This is a genomic window from Streptomyces nodosus (genome assembly GCF_008704995.1).
Lineage (GTDB): Bacteria > Actinomycetota > Actinomycetes > Streptomycetales > Streptomycetaceae > Streptomyces > Streptomyces nodosus.
On the sequence record NZ_CP023747.1, the window covers coordinates 1,565,987 to 1,580,766 of the forward strand.

Genomic DNA, 14,780 nt, shown 5'->3' on the forward strand with positions numbered 1-14,780 from the left:
GGAAAGTCCTGCGTCCGCCGGAGGATCAGCGGGCGTAGTACTCGACGACGAGCTGCTCGTCGCAGATCACCGGAACTTCCTTGCGGTTCGGCTCGCGGTCCAGGCGGAACGCCAGGGCCTTGAGGTTCACCTGGAGGTAGCGCGGGGTCTCGCCGTCGGGGGCGAAGCCACCCTCGCGGGCGACCTGGAAGAGCGCCTTGTCGCGGCTGCGCTCACGGACCATCACGACGTCGTCGGGACGGACACCGTACGACGGCTTGTCGACCTTGTGGCCGTTGACCTCGATGTGGCCGTGGGTGACCATCTGGCGGGCCTGGTAGATCGTGCGGGCGATGCCCGAACGCAGGACCAGCGCGTCGAGACGGCGCTCCAGCTCGACGATCAGGGCCTCACCGGTCTTGCCCTGCACCTTGACGGCACGCTCGTAGGCACGGACCAGCTGACGCTCGGAGACGTCGTACTGGGCACGCAGACGCTGCTTCTCCAGCAGACGGACCTTGTAGTCCGAGTTCTGCTTGCGGCCACGACCGTGCTCACCCGGCGGGTAGGGGCGGGCCTCGAAGTACTTGACGGCCTTCGGGGTCAGCGCGATACCGAGGGCACGCGACTTCTTGACCTTGGGGCGGGACTGGTTCGCCATGAACCAAACACCTCGTTTTTTCTGTGTGTACGGCTTCACCAGGGTTAGGGGAGGTCGCATCCGCAGCCGGGGAAACCCGCGGGTCCGCATGGGACCTGCCGGGCAGCCGCTCCCCTGGTCTGGGCACTATGTGCAGCACGCGAGTGGCCCACCGACCCGTACCCCGGGCGTGCCGGGGAGGTGGTGGGCTGCCCGCGACACCGTTCGACGGTGCGCGACGCTCCTGGATCCCCGTGGCCGCGAACGACCCCGGAGCTCCGGCTGGATGTCCCGTTCTGGTGATGCCGACCAGGGCCGGACACGGGACTCAGCGCTTCGGGAAAGTCTACAGGGTGGCCAGGAGATGCCCGACACCCCCTGGGACGCCCTAGGACTGCTTCCGGCCGAGGTGCTTACGGGTCCACTCGACGGCGTCCGCGTACCGCGCCTCACCGCCGTGCCGGGTCGGGGTGTAGTAGGTGCGGTCCCTGAGCGCGTCCGGGGCGTACTGCTGGGCGGCGATGCCCTCGGGCAGATCGTGCGGATACACATAGCCCTGCGCATGGCCGAGCTTGGCCGCGCCCTTGTAGTGGCCGTCGCGCAGATGCGGGGGCACCTGGCCGGCCAGTCCCTTGCGGACGTCCTCCATGGCCGCGCCGATCGCCGTGGTCGCCGCATTGGACTTGGGGGCCAGGGCCAGGGCGATGGTGGCGTGGCTGAGGGTGAGCGCGGCCTCCGGGAAGCCGATCATCGCGACGGCCTGGGCGGCGGCGACCGCGATCGGCAGGGCGTGGGGATCGGCGAGGCCGATGTCCTCGCTGGCGGAGATCATCAGACGGCGGGCGATGAAGCGGGGGTCCTCGCCGGCCTCGATCATCCGGGCCAGATAGTGCAGCGCCGCGTCGACGTCCGAGCCTCGGATGGACTTGATCAGCGCGCTCGCCACGTCGTAGTGCTGGTCGCCGTCGCGGTCGTACTTCACCGCGGCCCGGTCGACGGTCTCCTCCAGGGTGCTCAGGGCGATCTCCGGCTCGCCCTTGTCGAGCGCGGCCCCGGCGGCGGCCTCCAGCGCGGTCAGGGCGCGGCGGGCGTCGCCGCCGGAGATCCGCAGCAGATGGGCCTCGGTGTCCTCGGGGAGCCCGACGACGCCCTTCAGACCGCGTTCGTCGGTCAGGGCCCGGCGGAGCAGAGCGCGCACATCGTCGTCGGTGAGCGGTTCGAGGGTGAGCAGCAGCGAGCGGGACAGCAGCGGGGAGATCACCGAGAAGTACGGGTTCTCCGTGGTCGCCGCGATCAGGGTCACCCAGCGGTTCTCGACGGCGGGGAGCAGGGAGTCCTGCTGGGCCTTGCTGAAGCGGTGGATCTCGTCCAGGAAGAGGACGGTCTCCTTGCCGAAGCCGCCGATGGCGCGGCGGGCGCCGTCGATGACCGCGCGGACCTCCTTGACGCCCGCGGTGATCGCCGACAGTTCGACGAAGCGCTTGTCGGTGACCTTGGAGACGATGTACGCGAGGGTCGTCTTGCCCGTGCCGGGCGGGCCCCAGAGGATCACCGAGGAGGGGCCGGCGGGGCCCGAGCCGCTCTCGCCGACCAGTCTGCGCAGTGGGGACCCCGGCCCCAGCAGATGCTGCTGGCCCACCACTTCGTCGAGGGTGCGGGGACGCATACGGACCGCCAGGGGGCTGCCTGTCGGGTCCTTCTCCTGGCGGTCTTCGGCGGCGGCGGTGAACAGGTCGGGCTCCACGCTGAAACCCTATGTCACCCCGCCGACAACACGGCCGGGCCGGGCGTCCCCGCCCGGCCCGGTGTGTGCGCGGCCCTTCTCAGGCCCAGAGCTGGCTGCCCCAGCGGGTCAGGATCAGCATGGCGATGATGCCGACATGGGTGACCGGCAGCACCCAGGTGAACTCGCCGAGGAAGTTCTTCACCCCGTTCGGGGCGGGCAGGAAGCCGTTGCGGATGTTGAAGGAGGTGAGGTGCCAGAACATGGTGATGGTGGCGACCCAGGCCAGGCAGCACCACAGGCACAGCGCGTTGATCTCGTACAGCGACTGGGTCATCAGCCAGGTGACGAAGCCGACCCCGAAGAGCGTGCCGAAGTTGAAGGTCAGCCAGTACCAGCGGGGGAAGCGGGCGTGGGCGAGCAGGCTCATGCCGACGCAGATCACGATGCCGTAGCAGACCAGACCCAGCATCGGGTTGGGGAACCCGAAGACCGCGGCCTGCTTGCTCTCCATGACGCTGCCGCAGGACACGACGGGGTTGATGTTGCAGTTGGGGACGACCGTCTTGCCGCTCACCTTGCCCTCGAGGATCTTGAACTTGTCGAGGGTGATGACCCAGGAGGCGAGCACACCGGCGGCGCCGGTGATCACCAGCAGCAGCGCGAACACACGGCTGCCGCCCACCGTCCGGGGCGCGTCGAGGCGTTCCGGTTCGGTCGACCCGGCGGAGACGTCCTGCACTGTCGTCTTGGTCATCACGTCGATTCCGATGCTCGTCGAGGGCGGAGCTCTGGTCAGAGGTCATTGTGCCGCATGGACGCACGGCGCAACCTACTCATGTGAGTAGCTTGGGCGCCTGTTCATGTGCGCACGGCCGTGTCCGCAGGAGCCGGCCCTGGCAGAAGGCCGTGACCATGGCCGGGGCGGACCCCGTGCAGGGCATGCGCGCGAGGCACTCGAAAAGTCGGCATCGCCCGGCAGGGCGAAACAGCGCCGACGGTGTTGACGCTCGTGAGACGGCGCGGCAGACGACGGTGGTGATCGAGGCGAGGGGCCCCGGGCGGATCGCCCGGGGCCCCTGCGCTCAGGTGGTGCGGATCAGCCGAGTCTGGTCTCCAGTTCCGCCACGATCTCGTTCACGCCGACCGCGGTCTGCTCGCCGGTCTCCATGTCCTTCAGCTGGACCACGCCCTCCGCGAGGTCCCGCTCGCCGGCCACCAGGGTGTAGCGGGCGCCGCTGCGGTTGGCGTTCTTCATCGCGCCCTTGAGGCCCTTGGCCCCGAAGGAGAAGTCCGCCGCGACGCCCAGCCGGCGCAGCTCCGTGACCTTGGCGAACAGCAGCCTGCGGGCCTCCTCGCCCAGGGCGACCGCGAACACGCTGGTGGACGCGGGGATCGGAAGTTCGACGCCCTCCGCCTTCAGGGCCAGCACGGTGCGGTCCACGCCCAGGGCCCAGCCCACGGACGGCAGCGCGGGTCCGCCGATCATCTCCGACAGTCCGTCGTAGCGGCCGCCGCCGCCCACCGCGGACTGGGAGCCCAGACCGTCGTGCACGAACTCGAAGGTGGTGCGCGTGTAGTAGTCCAGTCCGCGCACCAGCTTGGGGTCGTCCTCGAAGGAGACGCCCGCCGCCGTGATCAGCTCGCGGACCTCCTTGTGGTACGCCTTGCAGTCGTCGCACAGGTAGTCCCGCAGCAGCGGGGCGCCGGTCAGCTGCTTCTGCACCGACTCCCGCTTGTCGTCCAGCACCCGCAGCGGGTTGATGTCGATACGGCGCCGGGTGTCCTCGTCCAGGTCCAGGACCCGCAGGAAGTCCTGGAGGGCGGCACGGTAGACCGGCCGGCACTCCCGGTCGCCGAGGCTGTTCAGCAGGATGCGGAAGTCGCGCAGGCCGAGCGAGCGGTACGCCTGGTCCGCCAGGATGATCAACTCGGCGTCCAGATACGGGTCCTCGGCGCCGATCGCCTCGGCACCCACCTGCGAGAAGTGCCGGTAGCGGCCCTTCTGCGGACGCTCGTAGCGGTACTGCGAACCGGAGTACCAGACCTTCACCGGCAGGTTTCCGGTCTTGTGCAGATTGGCCTCCAGCACCGCGCGCAGCACGGGTGCCGTCGTCTCCGGACGCAGGGCGAGCCGGTCGCCGCCCTTGGTCTCGAAGACGTACATCTCCTTGGTCACGATGTCGGTGGACTCGCCCACCCCGCGCGCGAACAGCTCGACGTTCTCGAAGCCGGGCGTCTCGATGTAGCCGTAGCCGGAGTTGCGCAGCGGGGCGGCGATCGCCTCACGCACCGCGAGATAGGTGGCGGACTCCGGGGGGATCAGGTCGTAGGTGCCCTTGGGGGCCTTGAAGGTGCTCACGAAAGGTCTCTCGTCACATTCCTCGTCGGGGAGCGCTCTCGGCTCCCTGGCCGGCGGCCACCTGCCGCAGATGGGGGTTGGTGGCACGCTCACGGCCGATGGTCGTCTGGGGCCCGTGGCCGGACAGCACCACGGTCGAGTCGTCGAGTGGCAGGCACACACGGGCCAGCGAGTCGAGCATCTCGGCCATGTCACCGCCGGGCAGGTCGGTGCGTCCGATGGAGCCGGCGAACAGCAGGTCGCCCGAGAAGAGGACCGACGGGATGTCGTCGGCCTCGGGCAGCCGGAAGGTCACCGACCCCTTGGTATGGCCCGGCGCATGGGCGACGGACAGCTCCAGACCCGCCAGCTCCAGCCTCGTACCGTCGGTCAGCTCCTCGACGTCGTCCGGCTCGCCCACGGTCAGCTCGCCGATCAGCGGCATTCCTATGGACCGCCCGAGCGCCTTCTCCGGGTCGCTCATCATGTAGCGGTCCTCGGGGTGGATCCAGGCGGGCACATCGTGTGCGCCGCACACCGGGACGACCGAGGCCACATGGTCGATATGGCCATGGGTGAGGACCACCGCAACGGGCTTGAGCCGGTGCTTCCTGAGCGCGTCCTCGACTCCCTGGGCGGCCTGATGGCCCGGGTCGATGATCACGCACTCCTCTCCGGCGGCGGGGGCGACCAGATAACAATTGGTGCCCCAGGCCCCGGCGGGGAACCCGGCAATGAGCACGATTGTCCTTTTGTGGTGTCGAACGGGGTGACTGGCTGTGGGTCAGAGCCTACCGGCGCTGCCGATTCCACAGCGAACCCAGATACGGTACGGGTCACGCGCATGCGGTCGGCACATCGGACGCACGCGTACCGGTCGGCCAACGAGACCCATGAGGAGAGAACCCCGTGGTCACCCAGGATCAGCGGCGGCGACAGCTCGCCCGGGAGAAGTTCTTGCGGCAGCAGCAGCGGCGTACGGAGGCGCGAAACAAGGCGCGGGTGCGCAACTCCGTGATCGCGTCCGTCCTCGGCGTGGTCCTCGTGGGCAGCCTGGCGCTGTACACCACAGGGGTCCTCAAGGACGACGACACCAAGACGAACGCCGCCGCGGAGGTGACTCCGAGCGCCGCGCCGACCAGCAAGGCGCCGGACCCGTGCGCGAAGCCCGCCGAGGGCAAGGTCAAGTCGCAGAGCTGGAAGAAGGAGCCGGCGACGACCATCGACACCTCCGCGGCGTACACGATGAAGCTCGCGACCACCTGCGGTGACATCGGCATCGCGATGAAGACGTCGGCGGCCCCGCACACCGTGAACTCGTTCGACTTCCTTGCCGGCAAGGGGTACTTCGACCACACGCACTGCCACCGGCTCACCACCAACGGCATCTATGTGCTGCAGTGCGGCGACCCGGAGGGCTCCGGCAGCGGCGGGCCCGGCTACACGATCCCGGACGAGAATCTGAAGGACAAGAGCCTCAAGGACAACACCTATCCGGCGGGCACGGTCGCCATGGCGAACACCGGTCAGCCGCACACCGGCGGCAGCCAGTTCTTCCTGGTGTACGAGGACAGCCCGCTGCCGCCCAGCTACACGCCGTTCGGAACCGTGGACGCGGCCGGCATGAAGGTGCTGAAGAAAATCGCGGCCGCCGGAGAGAACACGGGTCAGGGCGACGGAGCACCGAACGCCACGGTCGTGATCGACAAGGCGACCGTGACGAAATCCTGACCGTCAACTGCGCAATTTCGGTCGCGCTGGATGCGGACAGCCGCACCGCGCGTCGCCTATGTTGGCCGTGACGAAACTGTGGACGATGCCCGGGGGCGCTGAGGCACCTCAGAGGCATCATGTGGAGGAGGCGCTGTGAGCAGCGACCCGTGGGGCCGCGTCGACGAGACGGGGACCGTGTACGTGCGTACGGCCGACGGCGAGCAGGTCGTCGGTTCCTGGCAGGCCGGCTCCCCCGATGAGGCGCTGGCCTACTTCGAGCGCAAGTACGAGGGCTTGGTTGTCGAGATCGGCCTCCTCGAGCGGCGCGTGCGGACCACCGATCTGTCGGCGAAGGACGCCCAGGCGGCCATCGACCACCTTCGGGAGCAGGTCGATGCGCACCACGCGGTCGGTGACCTGGCCGCGTTGCGGACCCGCCTGGACAAGCTCGTGGCATCCGTCGAGAATCGCCGCGAGGAGCGCAAGGCGCAGCGCGCCAAGCAGTCCGACGAGGCACGGCACTCCAAGGAGGCGCTGGTCGTCGAGGCGGAGCAGCTGGCGCAGTCCGAGCAGTGGCGGGCGGCCGGCGAGCGGCTGCGGGCGCTGGTGGACACCTGGAAGGGGCTGCCGCGACTGGACCGCAAGTCGGACGACGAGTTGTGGCACCGCTTCTCGCACGCCCGCTCGGCGTTCTCCAAGCGTCGCAAGGCGCACTTCGCACAGCTGGACTCGCAGCGCGAGGACGCCCGCAAGGCGAAGGAGCGGCTGGTCGGCGAGGCCGAGGCCCTGTCCGGCTCGACGGACTGGGGTCCCACGGCGGCACGCTACCGCGATCTGATGGCCGAGTGGAAGGCGGCGGGCCGCGCCCAGCGCGAGCACGAGGACGATCTGTGGAACCGTTTCCGCGGCGCCCAGGACGTCTTCTTCGCCGCCCGTAGCTCGGTCTTCGCGGAGCGGGACGCCGAGCAGGCGGAGAACCTCAAGCTCAAGGAGGAGCTGGCCGAGGAGGCCGAGAGGCTGCTGCCGATCACGGATCTGAAGGCCGCCCGTGCCGCCTTCCGCTCGATCAACGAGCGCTGGGAGGCCATCGGTCATGTGCCGCGCGACGCGCGGCCGAAGGTCGAGGGCCGGATGCACTCCGTGGACCGGGCCATCCAGGACGCCGAGGACACCGAGTGGCGCCGGACGAACCCGGAGGCGCTGGCGCGCGCCGAGGGTCTCACCGGTCAGCTGCGGGCGGCCGTGGACAAGCTGAGGGGCCAGATCGAGCAGGCTCGGGCCGCCGGCAACAACGCCAAGGCCGACAAGCTGGAGAGGGAGCTCGAGGGCCGCCAGGCGCTGCTGGACCAGGCTCTGAAGGGTCTCCAGGAGTTCGGCGGCTGACCCGCCCCGGGGTGACGCACGGCGAAGGGGCTCCCGTACACGGTGTACGGGAGCCCCTTCGGCTTTGCCTGTGCCTTCTCCACGAGGGCCTGTGAGCTCTAGAGGGCCTGCGGACTCTACGACGGCCTGTGGGCTCTACGACGGCCTGCGGGCCGAGGTCACGCGGTAGACGTCGTAGACGCCCTCCACGCCCCGTACCGCCTTGAGGACATGCCCGAGGTGTTTCGGGTCGCCCATCTCGAAGGTGAAGCGGGAGGTGGCGACGCGGTCGCGGGAGGTCTGGACGGCGGCCGAGAGAATGTTGACATGCTGGTCGGACAGGACCCGGGTGACATCCGAGAGCAGCCGCGAGCGGTCCAGCGCCTCCACCTGGATCGCGACCAGGAAGACCGACGACTGCGTCGGCGCCCACTCCACCTCGAGGATGCGCTCCGGCTCCCGCGACAGGGACTCCACGTTCACACAGTCGTTGCGGTGGACCGACACCCCGCTGCCGCGGGTGACGAAGCCGATGACGGGGTCGCCGGGCACGGGCGTGCAGCAGCGGGCCAGTTTGACCCAGACGTCCTCGACGCCCTTGACGACCACACCCGGGTCCTGACTGCGGCGCTGCTTGCGGCCGCGTCCCCGGGCGGGCGGCACGGACTCGTCGATCTCCTCGGTGGCGGCCTCCTCACCGCCGAGCGCCTGCACCAGCTTCTGCACGACGTTCTGCGCGGCGACATGGCCCTCGCCGATCGCCGCGTACAGGGAGGAGATGTCCGGGTAGCGCATCTCATGGGCGAGGGTCACCAGGGAGTCGCCGGTGAGGATGCGCTGGATCGGCAGGTTCTGTTTGCGCATCGCCCGGGCGATGGCGTCCTTGCCCTGCTCGATCGCCTCCTCGCGGCGCTCCTTGGAGAACCAGGCCCGGATCTTGTTGCGGGCGCGCGGCGACTTCACAAAGCCGAGCCAGTCACGGGACGGGCCCGCGCCGGTCGCCTTCGAGGTGAAGACCTCCACCAGATCGCCGTTGTCCAGGGTGGATTCGAGGGGGACCAGGCGGCCGTTGACCCGGGCCCCGATCGTCCGGTGGCCGACCTCCGTGTGGACGGCGTAGGCGAAGTCCACCGGGGTGGCACCGGCCGGGAGCGCTATCACGTCTCCCTTGGGGGTGAAGACGAAGACCTCGTTGCGCGACAGGTCGAAGCGCAGCGACTCCAGGAACTCGCTGGGGTCCTCGGTCTCCTTCTGCCAGTCCAGCAACTGCCGCAGCCACGCCATGTCGTTGACGGCGTCGTGGTCCTTGGCGTTCCTGGCGCTCGTCCGGGGCGCGTCCGTGCGGACCTTGGAGGCGCCCGCGACGGCCTCCTGCTTGTACTTCCAGTGCGCGGCGATGCCGTACTCGGCGCGGCGGTGCATGTCGAAGGTGCGGATCTGGAGTTCGACGGGCTTGCCGTTGGGGCCGATCACCGTGGTGTGCAGCGACTGGTACATGTTGAACTTGGGCATCGCGATGTAGTCCTTGAACCGCCCCGGAACCGGGTTCCAGCGGGCGTGGACGGTGCCCAGGGCCGCATAGCAGTCGCGGACCGTGTCGACGAGGACGCGGATGCCCACCAGGTCGTAGATCTCCGCGAAGTCCCGGCCGCGGACGATCATCTTCTGGTAGACGCTGTAGTAGTGCTTGGGGCGGCCGGTGACGGTCGCCTTGATGCGGGCGGCGCGCAGATCGGCCTGGACCTCGTCGGTCACGATCGCGAGGTACTCGTCGCGCTTGGGGGCGCGCTCGGCGACCAGGCGGACGATCTCGTCGTACATCTTGGGGTAGAGGATCGCGAAGGCGAGGTCCTCCAGCTCCCACTTGATGGTGTTCATGCCCAGCCGGTGGGCGAGCGGCGCGTAGATCTCGAGCGTCTCGCGCGCCTTGCGCTCCTGCTTCTCGCGCTTGAGGTAGCGCATGGTGCGCATGTTGTGCAGACGGTCGGCGAGCTTGATCACCAGGACCCGCGGGTCCTTGGCCATGGCCACGACCATCTTGCGCACGGTCTCGGCCTGCGCGGCCTCGCCGAACTTGACCTTGTCCAGCTTGGTGACGCCGTCCACCAGCAGGGCGACCGTGTCGCCGAAGTCGCGGCGCAGCTGGTCGAGGCCGTACTCGGTGTCCTCGACGGTGTCGTGCAGCAGCCCCGCCATCAGGGTGGCCGGGTCCATGCCCAGCTCGGCGAGGATGGTGGTCACGGCGAGCGGGTGGGTGATGTACGGGTCGCCGCTCTTGCGCTTCTGGCCGCGGTGCCAGCGCTCGGCGACCTGATAGGCCCGCTCGATCTGGCGCAGGGTCGAGTTCTCGATCTTCGGGTCGTTGCTGCGCACTATCCGCAGCAGCGGTTCCAGGACCGGGTTGTACGGGTTGGCGCGCTGGACTCCGAGGCGGGCGAGGCGGGCGCGGACGCGGTTGGAGGAGGCGGAGCGGGCGTGCGCGGCCGGAGCGGGGCGGACCGCGGGGGTGCGCTCGGGAGGGGCCGGCTTGGGACGGGGCTGCTCGGCCGCCTGCTCGACGGGGGTGGCCTGGGCATGCTCGACCGGCCCCTGCGAGGCGCTCTTGGCGCCGCGCGCGGGCTTGGCTGCCGCTGCCTGCGACCTGGGGTCGGGCTTGGCGGCGGTCAGGGGCTGGGCCTCGTCTGGCAAGAGGACTCCTCGTGCGCGATCCGGGTCCCCCGGTCAGGCTCCGGAGACCCCATGGTAGCGATCCCGGGCTCCGGGCTCGCCCTCAGGCCGTGAGACGGCCCATGACAGGAGAAACGTATGAGGCGGGCGTCGGATTCCTCCGATGCCCGCCTCATGGTGTCCCGCGGTCGTCCGCGGCCTCACATCACCGGCGTGCGCGTGACTCGCCCCGCGCGGATGTCACATCCGGAGCAGCGCCTCCAGCGGTGCTCCCGCCAGGGCCGGCGCCAGCCGGGCCCGGCCGCCCAGGAAGCCCAGTTCCATGAGCACGGAGACGCCGACGACCTCGGCGCCCGCCCGGCGGATCAGCCTGAGGGAGGCCTCCGCGGTGCCGCCGGTGGCGAGGACGTCGTCGACGACCATCACCCGGTCCCCGGCGGACAGGTCCTCGGCGTGCACCTCGATCTCGGCCGAGCCGTACTCCAGGTCGTAGGCCTGCCGCAGGGTGGCTCCGGGGAGCTTGCCCGCCTTGCGCACCGGGACGAAGCCGACGCCCGCCCGGACCGCGACCGGGGCGCCGAGGATGAAGCCCCGCGCCTCCAGACCGACGATCTTCGTCGCGCCGTGGCGCACGGTCAGCTCCGCCAGAGCCTCGGTGAGCGCCCCGAACGCCGCCGGATCCGCGAGCAGCGGGGTGATGTCCTTGAACATCACCCCGGGCTCCGGGTGGTCGGGCACATCACGGATGCGGCTGAGCAGCAGGGCCTGTATGTCGGTCATCGACGCTTTCCGGAGGGTCGGCCACGGCCGCGGTTGCGGGACGCGGACTGGTTGCGCGGGCCGACGACCGCGGCCGCGGCCTCGTCCTGGTCGTCGGCGCCCGAGCCGACCCCGGCACCGACCAGTTGCTCCTCGGCGGCCTGGGCACGCTTGGCGAGGACGCGCTTCTTGAGGGCCTTCATCTGCGGCTCGCGCTCCTTGAAGTCGGCGACGAGCGGCGTGGCGATGAAGATCGACGAGTAGGCACCGGCGGCGAGGCCGACGAACAGCGACAGCGAGATGTCGTTGAGGGTGCCCGCGCCCAGGACGCCGCCACCGATGAACAGCAGACCGGCCACCGGCATCAGCGCCACCGCGGTGGTGTTGATGGAGCGGATCAGGGTGCCGTTGATCGAGCGGTTGGCGACCTCCGCGTAGGTCCAGCGGGTCTGCTTGGTGATGTCCTTCGTCGATTCCTTGAGGCTGTCGAAGACCACGACCGTGTCGTAGAGCGAGTAACCGAGGATCGTCAGCAGACCGATGACCGTGCCGGGCGTCACCTCGAAGCCGACGAGCGCATAGACGCCGACCGTGATGGTGATGTCGTGGATCAGCGCGATCAGGGCCGCGACGGCCATCCGCCACTCGAAGGCGATCGCCAGATAGATCACCACGAGCACCATGAAGATCCCCAGGCCCTGCCAGGCCTTGTTGGCGATCTGCTCGCCCCAGCTGGGGCCGACCAGCTCGGCGTTGATCTTCTCGGAGTCGACCTGCAGGTCCTTGGAGAGTTCCTGCTTGATGTGGTCCGACTTGCTGGTGTCGATACCGGCGATCTGGATGCGCAGCCCGCCCGTGCCGAGCTTCTGCACGACGGCCTCGTGTCCGGAGGACTCCTCGGCGTCGTGCTGGGCCTGGTCCACGGAGACGCTGGTCTTCGGGGTGGTGAAGACGGCACCGCCCTGGAACTCGATGCCCATGTTCAGACCGCGCACCGCCAGGCCCAGGATGGCCGCGATGGTGATCAGGATCGAGACGCCGTACCAGATCCTGCGGTTGCGGATGAAGTCGTAACCGACCTCTCCGTGGTGGAGCCTGGCGCCGAGGTTGCCGAGCTTCGACATCTCACGCCTCCTTCGGGTCGACGGGGGCGGAGACACGACGGGCGCGTCGCAGAGGCGGCTTGGCACCGAGGCGCTTGGGGTCGAGACCGGACCAGCTGTGGCCGTCCGCGAAGAACTTCCGGCGGGCGAGGATCGTCATCAGCGGCTTGGTGAACAGGAAGACCACGACGACGTCGAAGACCGTGGTCAGACCCAGGGTGAACGCGAAGCCCTGCACCTTGCCGACGGTGACGACGAACAGCACCGCGGCGGCCAGGAACGACACGAAGTCGGAGACCAGGATGGTGCGTCGCGCACGCGGCCAGGCCCGCTCGACGGAGGGGCGCAGCGAGCGGCCCTCGCGGATCTCGTCCCGGATGCGTTCGAAGAACACGATGAACGAGTCCGCGGTGATGCCGATCGCCACGATGGCACCGCAGACCGCCGGCAGGTTCAGCGCGAATCCGATGGTCGGGCCGAGCAGCGACATCACGACATAGGTCAGGATCGCGGAGACCAGCAGCGAGGCGATCGCGATCAGCGACAGGCCCCGGTAGTAGACCACCAGGTAGAGCACGACCAGGGCGAGGCCGATCGCGCCGGCGATCAGGCCGGCGTGCAGCTGCTCACCGCCGAGGGCGGCGGTCACGGTGGTGACGCTCTGCTCCTCGAAGGAGAGCGGGAGCGCACCGTAGGACAGGACGTTCGCCAGGTTCTTGGCCTCGGTCTGGTCGAAGCTGCCGCTGATCTCGGCGTTGCCGCCGGTCAGTGCCTGCTGGACGTACGGGTCGGAGACGACCTCACCGTCGAGGACGATGGCGAACTGGTTCTGCGGGGACTGGTTCTGCGCCAGCTTGCCGGTGATGTCCGCGAACTTCTTGGACCCCGCGGACGTGAAGTTCATGGTGACCTTCCAGCCACCGGCGCCCTGGGTGTCGTAGACCGCCTGGGCCTTCTTCACATCCGTGCCGGCGACCTCGGCCGCACCGAGGATGTACTTCTGCCACTGGCCGCGCGAGTCCTTGCCGCAGGCCAGGGTGGGCTCGGTGGGCTTGGCGCGGTCACCGGTCCTGGCCCGTACGGCCTTGTCGGCGCAGTTCAGCGTGGCGTACTGGGCCTGGAGCTTGCCGGCCGCGTCGGAGCCGTCGTTCGCCGAGGACGAGGCGCTGGGCGAGGCACTCTCGCCGGCCGAGGCGGAGGCGGAGTCCGTCGGGGAGGGGGAGTCCTTCAGCGCGTCGGTGACGGCGCGGCCCTGTGAGGTGGCGCTCGACGACGGGGTCGAGGAGCCGGAGGGGGTCGCGGAGCTGGACGGGGTCGCCGTGCCGGAGCCTTTCGAGGGGCTGGCGGAGTCCGACGGGGAGGGGTCCGCCGTGGCGGGCGAGCCGGTGACCTCCGTGGCGAGGACCGGGCGGAAGTACAGCTTGGCCGTGGTGCCGACCTGCTCCCGGGCCTGCTGGGAGTTGGTGCCCTTGGGGATGTTGACGATGATGTTGCGATCGCCCTGCGTCTGGACCTCCGCCTCGGAGACGCCCAGGCCGTTGACGCGGCGCTCCATGATGTCGACCGCGGTGTCCAGGTTCGTCTTGTTGATCGCGGATTCCTGGCCGCTCTTCGCCTTGAGCGTGATGCTCGTGCCACCGGCGAGGTCGATGCCGAGACGCGGGGCGGTGTGCCCGGAGGCGAACATTCCTCCGGTGAGCGCCACGATGGCGATCAGGATGAGCGCCAGCGAGCGCCATGGCTTGCTCTGGGCGCTCCCACTCCGGCCCTTCTTCGGTGCTGCCACCTTCTCGTACTCCCTCTCGGGCCGCCGCGCGCGGGGTCAGCGTGCGGACAGCCATGACAGTGTGTCGGGATTCCGCGCGAAAACCACACAACCCGGGCGCCGTGGCGCGTGTCCACGCTCACGAACGCCCGGGGTGCGGTTACTTCGCGTCGGCGCCGCCGTCGGTCTTCTTCGACTCTGCTTCGTCCGTCTTCGCCTCGTCCGACTTCGTCTCGTCCGACTTCGTCTCGTCCGTCTTGGCCTCGGCCGGCTCGTCGGCGGGCTCGGCCGCCTCCTTCTTGCCGAGGTCCACGGGCTTGTCGTCGGAGGCGTCGGAAGCGGCGTCGGCGGCGGGCTCGTCGGTCTCGGTGAGGGAGGAGGCGTCGTCCGGGACGACGACACCGTCGGCCTTCAGGTCGTGCTCGACGCCGTGGACGATGCGGTTGTACTCGTCGTCGGAGAGAACGGCACCGATCGCGTTCTTGGCGAAGAGCAGGTCCACGCCCGGGCCCGCGTCCAGCAGGACCGTGTCCTCGGAGACCTCCTTCACCGTCGCGTACATGCCCCCGATGGTGCGGACGCCGCTGCCTGGCTGCATCTCGTCACGCATCTGCGCGGCCTGATTCTGCTTCTTCTTGGCCGAGCGGGTCATCAGGAACATGAACCCGATGAGCACGATGAACGGGAGGAGGGCCATAGTATTCACGGGGGTGGAATTTCCTTCGCAC

The 14,780-nt window shown here is 69.4% G+C and carries 12 protein-coding genes; 2 read left to right on the top strand and 10 right to left on the bottom strand.

Features of this window, described 5'->3' with window-relative positions; all coding sequences use genetic code 11:
• Positions 1-25 precede the first annotated feature (25 nt).
• The 5 genes from rpsD to CP978_RS07105 all read right to left on the bottom strand — a co-directional run bounded on the left by rpsD (position 26) and on the right by CP978_RS07105 (position 5,425).
• Positions 26-640, bottom strand: coding sequence for a 30S ribosomal protein S4 (gene rpsD, locus CP978_RS07085; RefSeq protein ID WP_043438540.1), 615 nt, complete (start codon positions 638-640; stop codon positions 26-28).
• Positions 641-1,007: 367 nt separating this feature from the next.
• On the bottom strand, positions 1,008-2,363 hold the full coding sequence (locus CP978_RS07090; RefSeq protein WP_043438542.1) for a replication-associated recombination protein A: 1,356 nt from the start codon (positions 2,361-2,363) through the stop codon (positions 1,008-1,010).
• A 79-nt stretch (positions 2,364-2,442) separates the two neighbouring features.
• Complete coding sequence (locus CP978_RS07095) at positions 2,443-3,099, bottom strand: vitamin K epoxide reductase family protein (RefSeq protein WP_043438544.1); 657 nt, start codon at positions 3,097-3,099, stop codon at positions 2,443-2,445.
• Positions 3,100-3,441: 342 nt separating this feature from the next.
• Positions 3,442-4,704: a histidine--tRNA ligase gene (gene hisS / locus CP978_RS07100; RefSeq protein ID WP_043438546.1), complete on the bottom strand. Its 1,263-nt coding sequence runs from the start codon at positions 4,702-4,704 to the stop codon at positions 3,442-3,444.
• A gap of 13 nt (positions 4,705-4,717) precedes the next feature.
• On the bottom strand, positions 4,718-5,425 hold the full coding sequence (locus tag CP978_RS07105; RefSeq protein WP_043438548.1) for an MBL fold metallo-hydrolase: 708 nt from the start codon (positions 5,423-5,425) through the stop codon (positions 4,718-4,720).
• 167 nt (positions 5,426-5,592) lie between these two features.
• On the opposite strand from CP978_RS07105, the gene CP978_RS07110 reads away from it, so the two are divergent.
• Both CP978_RS07110 and CP978_RS07115 read left to right on the top strand, forming a co-directional pair.
• Positions 5,593-6,414: a peptidylprolyl isomerase gene (locus CP978_RS07110; protein WP_043438550.1), complete on the top strand. Its 822-nt coding sequence runs from the start codon at positions 5,593-5,595 to the stop codon at positions 6,412-6,414.
• A gap of 135 nt (positions 6,415-6,549) precedes the next feature.
• Positions 6,550-7,779 (top strand): DUF349 domain-containing protein, encoded by a 1,230-nt coding sequence (locus CP978_RS07115; RefSeq protein ID WP_043438552.1) that lies wholly within the window; start codon positions 6,550-6,552, stop codon positions 7,777-7,779.
• A 135-nt stretch (positions 7,780-7,914) separates the two neighbouring features.
• On the opposite strand, the gene CP978_RS07120 is transcribed toward CP978_RS07115, so the two are convergent.
• From CP978_RS07120 to yajC, 5 genes are all read right to left on the bottom strand, one after another.
• The gene (locus CP978_RS07120; RefSeq protein WP_043438554.1) at positions 7,915-10,446 is read right to left on the bottom strand and encodes a RelA/SpoT family protein; all 2,532 of its coding nucleotides are present in this window, start codon (positions 10,444-10,446) and stop codon (positions 7,915-7,917) included.
• A 219-nt stretch (positions 10,447-10,665) separates the two neighbouring features.
• Positions 10,666-11,205 carry an adenine phosphoribosyltransferase gene (locus tag CP978_RS07125; RefSeq protein ID WP_043438557.1) on the bottom strand — a complete coding sequence of 180 codons (540 nt, stop codon included), beginning with the start codon at positions 11,203-11,205 and terminating at the stop codon, positions 10,666-10,668.
• The gene (gene secF, locus CP978_RS07130) at positions 11,202-12,308 is read right to left on the bottom strand and encodes a protein translocase subunit SecF (protein WP_043438560.1); all 1,107 of its coding nucleotides are present in this window, start codon (positions 12,306-12,308) and stop codon (positions 11,202-11,204) included. Before secF ends, CP978_RS07125 begins: the two co-directional genes overlap by 4 nt.
• Position 12,309: 1 nt before the next feature.
• A complete protein-coding gene (gene secD, locus CP978_RS07135; RefSeq protein WP_043438562.1) occupies positions 12,310-14,073 on the bottom strand; it encodes a protein translocase subunit SecD in 1,764 nt (587 codons plus the stop codon).
• A gap of 139 nt (positions 14,074-14,212) precedes the next feature.
• Positions 14,213-14,758: a preprotein translocase subunit YajC gene (gene yajC, locus CP978_RS07140; RefSeq protein ID WP_107070356.1), complete on the bottom strand. Its 546-nt coding sequence runs from the start codon at positions 14,756-14,758 to the stop codon at positions 14,213-14,215.
• Positions 14,759-14,780: the final 22 nt, after the last annotated feature.